Origin of the sequence: Neisseria sp. HMSC03D10 (assembly GCF_001807625.1) — a bacterium.
Lineage (GTDB): Bacteria > Pseudomonadota > Gammaproteobacteria > Burkholderiales > Neisseriaceae > Neisseria > Neisseria mucosa.
The window spans coordinates 14,046-22,571 of the sequence record NZ_KV789489.1 but is presented as its reverse complement, the minus strand read 5'-3'; the positions used below and the strand labels follow the sequence as shown (position 1 = coordinate 22,571).

Annotated in this window: 7 protein-coding genes; 4 read left to right on the top strand and 3 right to left on the bottom strand. The window is 58.0% G+C overall.

Annotated features, from left to right (window positions below):
- Positions 1-74: 74 nt before the first annotated feature.
- Positions 75-1,493: a type I glutamate--ammonia ligase gene (glnA, locus tag HMPREF3066_RS01000; RefSeq protein WP_019270334.1), complete on the bottom strand. Its 1,419-nt coding sequence runs from the start codon at positions 1,491-1,493 to the stop codon at positions 75-77.
- Positions 1,494-1,737: 244 nt separating this feature from the next.
- Here glnA and aroE point away from each other — a divergent pair, with 244 nt between their 5' ends.
- Together aroE and mtgA are read left to right on the top strand one after the other, a co-directional pair.
- Positions 1,738-2,547, top strand: a complete 810-nt coding sequence (gene aroE, locus HMPREF3066_RS00995) for a shikimate dehydrogenase (RefSeq protein WP_070439877.1) — start codon at positions 1,738-1,740, stop codon at positions 2,545-2,547.
- Position 2,548: 1 nt separating this feature from the next.
- On the top strand, positions 2,549-3,250 hold the full coding sequence (gene mtgA, locus HMPREF3066_RS00990; protein WP_070439875.1) for a monofunctional biosynthetic peptidoglycan transglycosylase: 702 nt from the start codon (positions 2,549-2,551) through the stop codon (positions 3,248-3,250).
- 417 nt (positions 3,251-3,667) lie between these two features.
- On the opposite strand, the gene nadC is transcribed toward mtgA, so the two are convergent.
- Together nadC and HMPREF3066_RS00980 are read right to left on the bottom strand one after the other, a co-directional pair.
- Positions 3,668-4,549, bottom strand: coding sequence for a carboxylating nicotinate-nucleotide diphosphorylase (nadC, locus tag HMPREF3066_RS00985; RefSeq protein WP_070439873.1), 882 nt, complete (start codon positions 4,547-4,549; stop codon positions 3,668-3,670).
- A gap of 75 nt (positions 4,550-4,624) precedes the next feature.
- Positions 4,625-5,563 carry an NUDIX hydrolase gene (locus HMPREF3066_RS00980; RefSeq protein ID WP_049230405.1) on the bottom strand — a complete coding sequence of 313 codons (939 nt, stop codon included), beginning with the start codon at positions 5,561-5,563 and terminating at the stop codon, positions 4,625-4,627.
- Positions 5,564-5,765: 202 nt separating this feature from the next.
- On the opposite strand from HMPREF3066_RS00980, the gene nadA reads away from it, so the two are divergent.
- On the top strand, positions 5,766-6,878 hold the full coding sequence (nadA, locus tag HMPREF3066_RS00975; protein WP_070439871.1) for a quinolinate synthase NadA: 1,113 nt from the start codon (positions 5,766-5,768) through the stop codon (positions 6,876-6,878).
- Positions 6,879-6,929: 51 nt separating this feature from the next.
- Positions 6,930-8,474 (top strand): L-aspartate oxidase, encoded by a 1,545-nt coding sequence (gene nadB, locus HMPREF3066_RS00970; RefSeq protein ID WP_070439869.1) that lies wholly within the window; start codon positions 6,930-6,932, stop codon positions 8,472-8,474.
- The last annotated feature ends 52 nt before the right edge of the window (positions 8,475-8,526 follow it).

Here is an 8,526-nt window from a genome sequence, read left to right as displayed (position 1 = left end):
ATGAGTGTCCAAGATTTGGGGGCCAGTTCAAGGTTTTCAGACGACCTTTCGTTTAGCCTGACTGGAAATGCGGATTACAGGCTGTAATACATTTCAAATTCCAACGGATGCGGCGCCATGCGGATGCGGCGTACGTCTTCTTCTTTGAAGGTGATGTAGCTGTCGATCCAGTCTTTGCTGAACACGCCGCCGCGCAGCAGAAATTCGTGGTCGGCTTTGAGGGCGGCGAGGGCTTCTTCCAAAGAGGCGCAGACGGTTGGGACGAGTGCGTCTTCTTCCGGCGGCAGGTCGTAGAGGTTTTTATCGGCTGGGTCGCCCGGGTGGATTTTGTTTTGAATGCCGTCCAAACCCGCCATCAGCAGGGCGGCGAACGCCAAGTATGGGTTGGCGGTCGGGTCGGGGAAACGCGCTTCGATGCGGCGTGCCTTGCTGCTGTTCACGGACGGGATGCGGATGGACGCGGAACGGTTTTTGGCAGAGTAGGCGAGTTTGGTCGGCGCTTCGAAGTGCGGCACGAGGCGTTTGTAGGAGTTGGTGGACGGATTGGTAATCGCGTTCAGGGCTTTGGCGTGTTTGATGATGCCGCCGATGTAGTAGAGCGCGGTGTCGCTCAAGCCGGCATAGCCGTCGCCTGCGAACAGGTTTTGACCGTCTTTCCAGATGGATTGGTGGACGTGCATGCCGCTGCCGTTGTCGCCCATGATGGGTTTGGGCATGAAGGTGGCGGTTTTGCCGAAGTTGTGGGCAACGTTTTGGATGACGTATTTCATGTCTTGGGTTTGGTCGGCGCGTTTGACCAATGTGGCGAAGCGCGTGCCGATTTCCATTTGGCTGCCGGTGCCGACTTCGGCGTGGTGGACTTCGACTTCGATGCCGAGTTCTTCCAAAATGTTCACCATGGCAGAGCGCAGGTCTTGTCCGGCATCAATCGGGGCGACGGGGGCGTAGCCGCCTTTGACGGCGGGACGGTGGCCGGTGTTTTGACCGTCCATGTGCAGCCCGCTTGCCCATGCGCCGCTTTCGGACGTGATTTCGTAACGGGTTTTGTGCATATCGGTTTCAAACTCTACGCCGTCGAAGACGAAGAATTCGGGTTCGGGGCCGAAGTAGGCAGTGTCGCCGATGCCGGAGGATTTGAGGTAGGCTTCGGCGCGGCGGGCGATGGAGCGCGGGTCGCGGTCGTAGCCTTGACCGTCGGCGGGGTCGATGACGTCGCAGGTGAGGACGACGGTGGTGTCGTCGTAGAAGGGGTCGATGAAGGCAGTCGCGGGGTCGGGGCGCAACTGCATGTCGGATGCCTGAATGCCTTTCCAGCCGCCGATGGACGAGCCGTCAAACGCCTGACCGTTTTCAAACCACTCTTCGGGGTCGTCGAGGACGATGCGGGCGGGGACGGTGAAGTGGTGCTGCTTGCCTTTGGTATCGGTAAAGCGCAAATCTACGAAGCGGGCTTCGCTTTCTTCAATCAGTTTTACTGCGTCTTTGATAGACATTTTCGGCTCCTAAATGGGAAGTAACGGATACGCAATCTCGCGGAAAATCTGCTGCATTTTATCATGCTGAAGGTCGTCTGAAACCGCAAATCCGTTAAATTTCTGACTTGCGGAATATAGTTTCAGACGACCTGATTGTCAACAATCCGATGCGTATTTGGATTTATTGGAAAACAGCGCTGTGAGGCGGCAAAGGCGGTTATAATGGGCGGTCTTTGCATTTGTCCTGCCGGATAGGATTTTTATGAACACTGCTCCCCGTTATGCCGTTTTCGGCAACCCCGTCGCACACAGCAAATCGCCGCAAATCCATCGGCAGTTTGCCTTGCAGGAAGGCGTTGAAATCGAATATGAGCGCATTTGCGCCGACATCGGCGGTTTCGCGCAGGCGGTCGAAGCATTTTTTGCCGACGGCGGGAGCGGGGCGAATGTTACCGTACCGTTCAAGCAGGAAGCGTTTGCCTTGTCGGACGAACATTCCGAACGCGCTTTGGCGGCAGGTGCGGTCAATACGCTGATTTTGCTGGAAAACGGTAAAATACGCGGCGACAATACCGACGGGCTCGGACTGACGGACGATATTTCAAAGAGGCTGGGCGTGGAAATGTCGGGTAAAACCGTCTTGCTGCTCGGCGCGGGCGGCGCGGTGCGCGGCGTCATTCCCGTATTGAAGGCATGCCGTTCTGCGCGCATCGTCATCGCCAACCGAACCCATGCCAAAGCGGCGGAAATGGCGGCGCATTTCGATATTGATGCCGTACCTTTAGATGAACTGGAAGGCGGCTTCGACATCATCATCAACGGCACATCCGGCGGCTTAAGCGGACAGCTTCCCGCCGTATCGCCCAAAGTCTTTGAACATTGCACCTTGGCTTACGATATGGTTTACGGCGAAGCGGCGCAGCCGTTTTTAGCGTTCGCCCGCCAATCAGGTGCAAAACAAACCGCCGACGGATTGGGCATGCTGGTCGGGCAGGCGGCAGCTTCCTACCGGCTTTGGCGCGGCTTCGCGCCCGATGTCCTGCCCGTCGTCCAATATATGAGAGAGTTATAAAATGTTCCGCATCATCAAATGGCTGATTGCCCTGCCTTTGGGCGCATTTATCTTTTTCAACGCTTATGTGTACGGCAACATCATCACTTACCGCGCCGTCGCGCCGAATAAAACCGCCTTCATGGCGATGCGGATGCGGCAGTTTCAAAGCGAAGGCAAAGATGTCGCGCTCGATTACCGCTGGGTACCTTACGACCGCATTTCGGTCAACCTGAAAAAAGCCCTGATTGCCTCCGAAGACGCCAAATTCGCCGAACACGGCGGTTTCGACTGGGGCGGCATCCAATACGCCATCAAACGCAACAAACAAAGCGGCGAAGTCAAAGCGGGCGGCTCGACCATCAGCCAACAGCTTGCCAAAAACCTGTTTCTGAACGAAAGCCGCAGCTATATCCGCAAAGGCGAAGAAGCCGCGATTACCGCGATGATGGAAGCCGTTACCGACAAAGACCGCATTTTCGAGCTGTATCTGAACGCCATCGAATGGCACTACGGCGTATTCGGTGCAGAAGCCGCGTCCCAGTATTTCTATAAAAGACCCGCCGCCAACCTGACCAAACAGCAGGCCGCCAAACTCGCCGCCCGCGTCCCCGCGCCGCTGTTTTACGCCGACAACCCCAAAAGCAAACGCCTGCGCAACAAAACCAACATCATCCTGCGCCGCATGGGTTCGGCAGAGCTGCCCGAAAGTGATCTGGATTGAGGTTGTCTGAAAATCAGGTGATGGGGTTTCAGACGACCTTTGTGCAACTGTAACCCTGTTTGCCATATCACATATATCGCCTATCTTCCCAGTTTCGATACGTTCTTCCGTCATTCCCGCGCAGGCGGGAATCCATTGTAAAACTTGAGAAATCTTGGTTTAAAAAAAGGTTTCTGAATTTCAAAAATGGATTCTCGCCTGCGCGGGAATGACGACAAGCGGTAAGTTGCGTGTCGAAAATAAAGTAATTTAGCTAAAGTCCATAAGGGCGTTGCCGCCTTGTCTCATTTTTATTTTAATCCACTATAATCCACTCCAGAAAACGCCCGTTTCGTCATCTTTACCCCGCCTGTGCGGGAATGACGAAACGGGCGTTTTTGAATGGTTTTCTTTCTGCGCCGCTGTCTTCGGCAAAATTTACGCCACGAAATCCAAGCCTATGTCCAACGAGCGGCTGCTGTGGGTCAGATAGCCGAGGGCGATGCCGTCTACGCCGGTTTGTGCCACGCGCTTCAGGCGGTCGAAGCCGATGCCGCCCGATGCTTCGCAATAGACGGTGTGGGGGTGGGCGGTTTGCGTGTGGCAGCGGTTTGCCGCTTCTTTCAAAGTTTCGTCGTCCATGTTGTCCAGCAAAATCCGTTCCGCGCCCGCCGCGATGGCTTCGTCCAGTTGTGCCAGCGTGTCCACTTCGATTTCCACGCAGGTCAACGGTCCGACTGCCTGCTTCGCCTGTCGCACGGCTTGGGCGATGCTGCCGCAATAGGCGAGGTGGTTGTCTTTGATGAGCACGGCATCGTCCAAACCCATGCGGTGGTTCACGCCGCCGCCTGCCCTGACGGCGTATTTTTGCAGGACGCGCAGCAGGGGGATGGTTTTGCGGCTGCACACGATGTCTGTGCCGTATTCGGCGACTTCGGCAACGGCACGCGCGGTGGCGGTGGCGATGCCGCTTAAGTGTGTGAGGTAGTTGAGCGCGGTGCGTTCGGCGGCGAGCAGGGCGCGGGCGTTGCCTTCGACGGCGGCCAGCGTCTGACCTGCGCGGACGGCTTGCCCGTCGTAGATTTCGGCTTGGAAGCGGACGGACGGATCCATCGTCTGAAAGGCAAGACGTGCCAAGTCCATGCCGGCGATGACGCCGTTTTCGCGGCTGACGAGGAAGAGTTTGGCGGTTTTATCGGGGGCGATGACGGCGGCGGACGTAATGTCGCCGCGCCTACCCAAGTCTTCGCTCAGGGCTTGTTCGACCATGGGGCGCAACAGGGTGTCGGGCAGGGGGAAGAGGGTGTTTTCAGACGACATGGGGTTTCCTTTGTTGAAAAAGATTGATGTTGCACCGATGGGGCAAAACTTCGTTTGAGGTCGTCTGAAAACGGGTTAACGGCTGCCCAGCGGCAGTCCGATGTCCGAAATCAGCCTGTCGGGCAGGACGTCGTCGCGGAAGCGGTAAAGCTGCGCGGGACGGCCTTTGCTGCCCGATACTCCGGTATCCGACGGCTCGATGAGGTTTTGCTGCTGAATCTGGCGGCGGAAGTTTTGCTTGTGCAGCAATCTGCCGCTGATGGCTTCGACGCTGTTTTGCAGTTGCAGCAGCGTGAATTCGGGCGGCATCAGTTCGAAAATCACGGGGCGGTATTTGATTTTGGCACGCAGGCGGGACAGGGCGGTCGCCAACACGCGGCGGTGGTCGTGGCGCATGGGCTGCCCCGTGAGCGCGAAGTCGAAGTTTGCCTGCGGCTCGGCGGCCTCCGCTATCAGGCCGCTTTCATACAGCATTTCATAGCGTTGCAAAACGTATTCTTCCGACCAGTTTTCCGGCTCGACCCCCCAACACAAATGAATGCGCTTGAGCCGCTTTTGGCGCACTTCCTCCGTGTCCGCCGAGTTTGCCCAAATGCGCAGGCGGCTGACGACGGCGTCGCGCTGCCCGCCATCGGTGCGCAAGTCTTCCCACGGGAAATAGCCGTAGCAGTCCTGCCATTTCGCGTCGGGATGCAGGATGCTGTCGGCTGCCTCGCGCACCAGTCCCAGATAGCTGACGTACAAGACGGGCATGCCGTGTTCGTTGCGGCGGTGGGTATCGACAAAGGTGTAAAGCTGTTCCACATAGCCCATAGGCTGCGAAGTCTGCTTGGCGACCCACAGCTTCACGCCCGCCTGCAAGGAATTGCGCAGGGGGGAGAGCGGGCCGTTGGGCAGGAGCGTGCCTTGGGCGACGGTCAACACCCGCAGGCCGCCGTCGGTAACGGCAATCAATACGGGAACCAGCTCGACGATGCTTTGCGGCGGGGCTTCGGCTTCGGGGTAGGCGTCCATGTTCGGCTTTCTGCGGGTGGGAAAGGCTTTATTGTAAACCAAAGCGGTTTGTCGGAACGAAGCGGGTCGGTTTTGCGGTATCTCAAACCTGTTTTCAGACGACCTTGCATATTATACTCAAGTTGAGCATAATATAAAAACAGTTTGAAAAACAGACGGCAAACCTTCATGCCGCCTCAAAAACCAGCTACAAGGAAACATCATGCAAACCGCCGCCCGCCGCTCGTTCGACTACGATATGCCCCTCATTCAAACGCCGACTTCCGCCTGCCAAATCCGTCAGGCGTGGGCGAAGGTTGCCGACACGCCCGACCGCGAGACGGCAGGTCGTCTGAAAGACGAAATCAAGGCTTTGCTGAAGGAGAAAAACGCGGTCTTGGTGGCGCATTATTACGTCGATCCGCTGATTCAAGATTTGGCTTTGGAAACGGGCGGATGCGTGGGCGATTCGCTGGAGATGGCGCGCTTCGGCGCGGAACACGAAGCCGGTACGCTGGTGGTGGCGGGTGTGCGCTTCATGGGCGAGAGCGCGAAAATCCTCTGCCCTGAAAAAACGGTGCTGATGCCTGATTTGGAAGCGGAATGTTCTTTGGATTTGGGTTGCCCGGAAGAGGCGTTTTCAGCGTTTTGCGACCAACACCCCGACCGCACGGTGGTGGTGTACGCCAACACTTCCGCCGCCGTGAAAGCGCGTGCCGACTGGGTGGTAACGTCTTCGGTGGCGTTGGAAATCGTGTCGTATCTGAAATCGCGCGGCGAGAAGCTGATTTGGGGGCCCGACCGCCACCTCGGCGACTACATCCGCCGCGAAACGGGCGCGGATATGCTGTTGTGGCAGGGTTCGTGCATCGTCCACAACGAATTTAAAGGGCAGGAGCTGGCGGCGTTGAAGGCGGAACACCCCGACGCAGTGGTGCTGGTTCATCCCGAATCGCCGCAAAGCGTCATCGAACTGGGCGACGTGGTCGGCTCGACCAGCAAGCTGCTGAAAGCCGCCGTATCGCGCCCTGAAAAGAAATTCATCGTGGCGACCGACTTGGGCATCCTGCACGAAATGCAAAAGCAGGCGCCCGACAAAGAATTTATCGCCGCACCGACGGCGGGCAACGGCGGAAGCTGCAAAAGCTGCGCGTTCTGCCCGTGGATGGCGATGAATTCGCTGGGTGGTATCAAACACGCCCTGACAAGCGGGTGTAACGAAATCCTGTTGGACAGAAAGCTGGGCGAAGCTGCCAAACTGCCTTTGCAGCGTATGCTCGATTTCGCGGCAGGGCTGAAGAAAAAAGATGTGTTCAACGGCATGGGACCCGCCTGATTTGCCGTCCGTATTACCGTTTCAGACGACCTCACAAACAAGGACAACACCATGCAAACCGATTGCGACGTATTGATTGCCGGAAACGGGCTGGCGGCACTGACGCTCGCCCTGTCGCTGCCTGAATCGTTCCGCATCGTCATTTTGTGCAAAAACCGGCTGGACGACACCGCCAGCCGCCATGCGCAAGGCGGAATTGCGGCGGCGTGGTCGGGAGAGGACGACATCGAAAAACACGTTGCCGATACCTTGGAAGCGGGCGCGGGCTTGTGCGACGAAGCCGCCGTCCGCACCATCCTGTCGCAGGGCAAACCGGCAATCGAATGGCTGCTGGCGCAGGGCGTGGCGTTCGACCAAAATAATAACGACCTGCACCTGACGCGCGAAGGCGGGCATACCTGCCGCCGAATCGCCCACGTCGCCGACTACACGGGCGAAGCCGTCATGCAGAGCCTGATTGCCCAAATACGCCGCCGCCCGAACATCCGCGTTTGCGAGCGGCAAATGGCGTTGGACGTTCAAACCGAATCAGGCGCGGCATGCGGACTGACCGTCCTCGACCGCCGAACGCAAGAAACCTACCGCATTCGCGCCCGCCATACCGTACTCGCAGGCGGCGGCTTGGGACAGATTTACGCCGCCACCACCACGCCGCCCGAATGCACGGGCGACGCCATCGCCATGGCGATACGCGCAGGCTGCGCAGTCGAAAACCTCGAATTTATCCAATTCCACCCCACAGGCTTGGCAAGGTCGTCTGAAAACGGCCGTACCTTCCTGATTTCCGAAGCCGTGCGCGGCGAAGGCGGCATCTTGACCAACCAATCGGGCGAACGGTTTATGCCGCATTACGACCGCCGCGCCGAACTCGCGCCGCGCGACATCGTTGCCCGCGCCATCGCCGCCGAAATCGCCAAACAAACGCAAGACTTCGTCTCACTCGACATCAGCCATCAACCCGCAGCGTTCGTCCGTCAGCATTTTCCGTCCATCCATCGGCACTGCCTGTCCCAATGCGGCTTGGACATCACGCGCCAAGCCATCCCCGTCCGCCCCGTGCAACACTATACCTGCGGCGGCATCCAAACCGACCCCGGCGGCAGAACCTCCCTGCCGCAGCTCTACGCCTTAGGCGAAACCGCCTGCACAGGGTTGCACGGAGCCAACCGCCTCGCCAGCAACTCCCTGCTCGAATGCGTCGTTACCGCCAGACTTGCCGCCCAAACCATCGCGGACGGACAAGCATTCCAAACCGCACCGTCCCAAAGATCGTCTGAAAACCCCTCCGCCGAAGCAGACATCTTTTCAGGCGACCTCCAAAACACATTCAGTCGCCCCGCCCTGCAAGCCTTCAACCAACGCCATCTGGGCATCCTCCGCAACGATACCGGCCTGCGCCGCGCCATCGCCCAACTGCGGCTTTGGAAACAAAATCAAACCGAGCCGCACACCGCGTCCGAATACGAAAACCGCAACCTGCTCGAATGCAGCCTCGCCGTCGCCCAAGCCGCATACGCAAGGCGGCAAAACATTGGCGCGCATTTCAATACCGATTTGGCAGGGAGTGTCGAGTGGAAAAAGCAGGCGGCAGGCTGATGATGGATGCCTCCGTATAAAAGATATAGTGGATTAACTTTAAACCAGTACG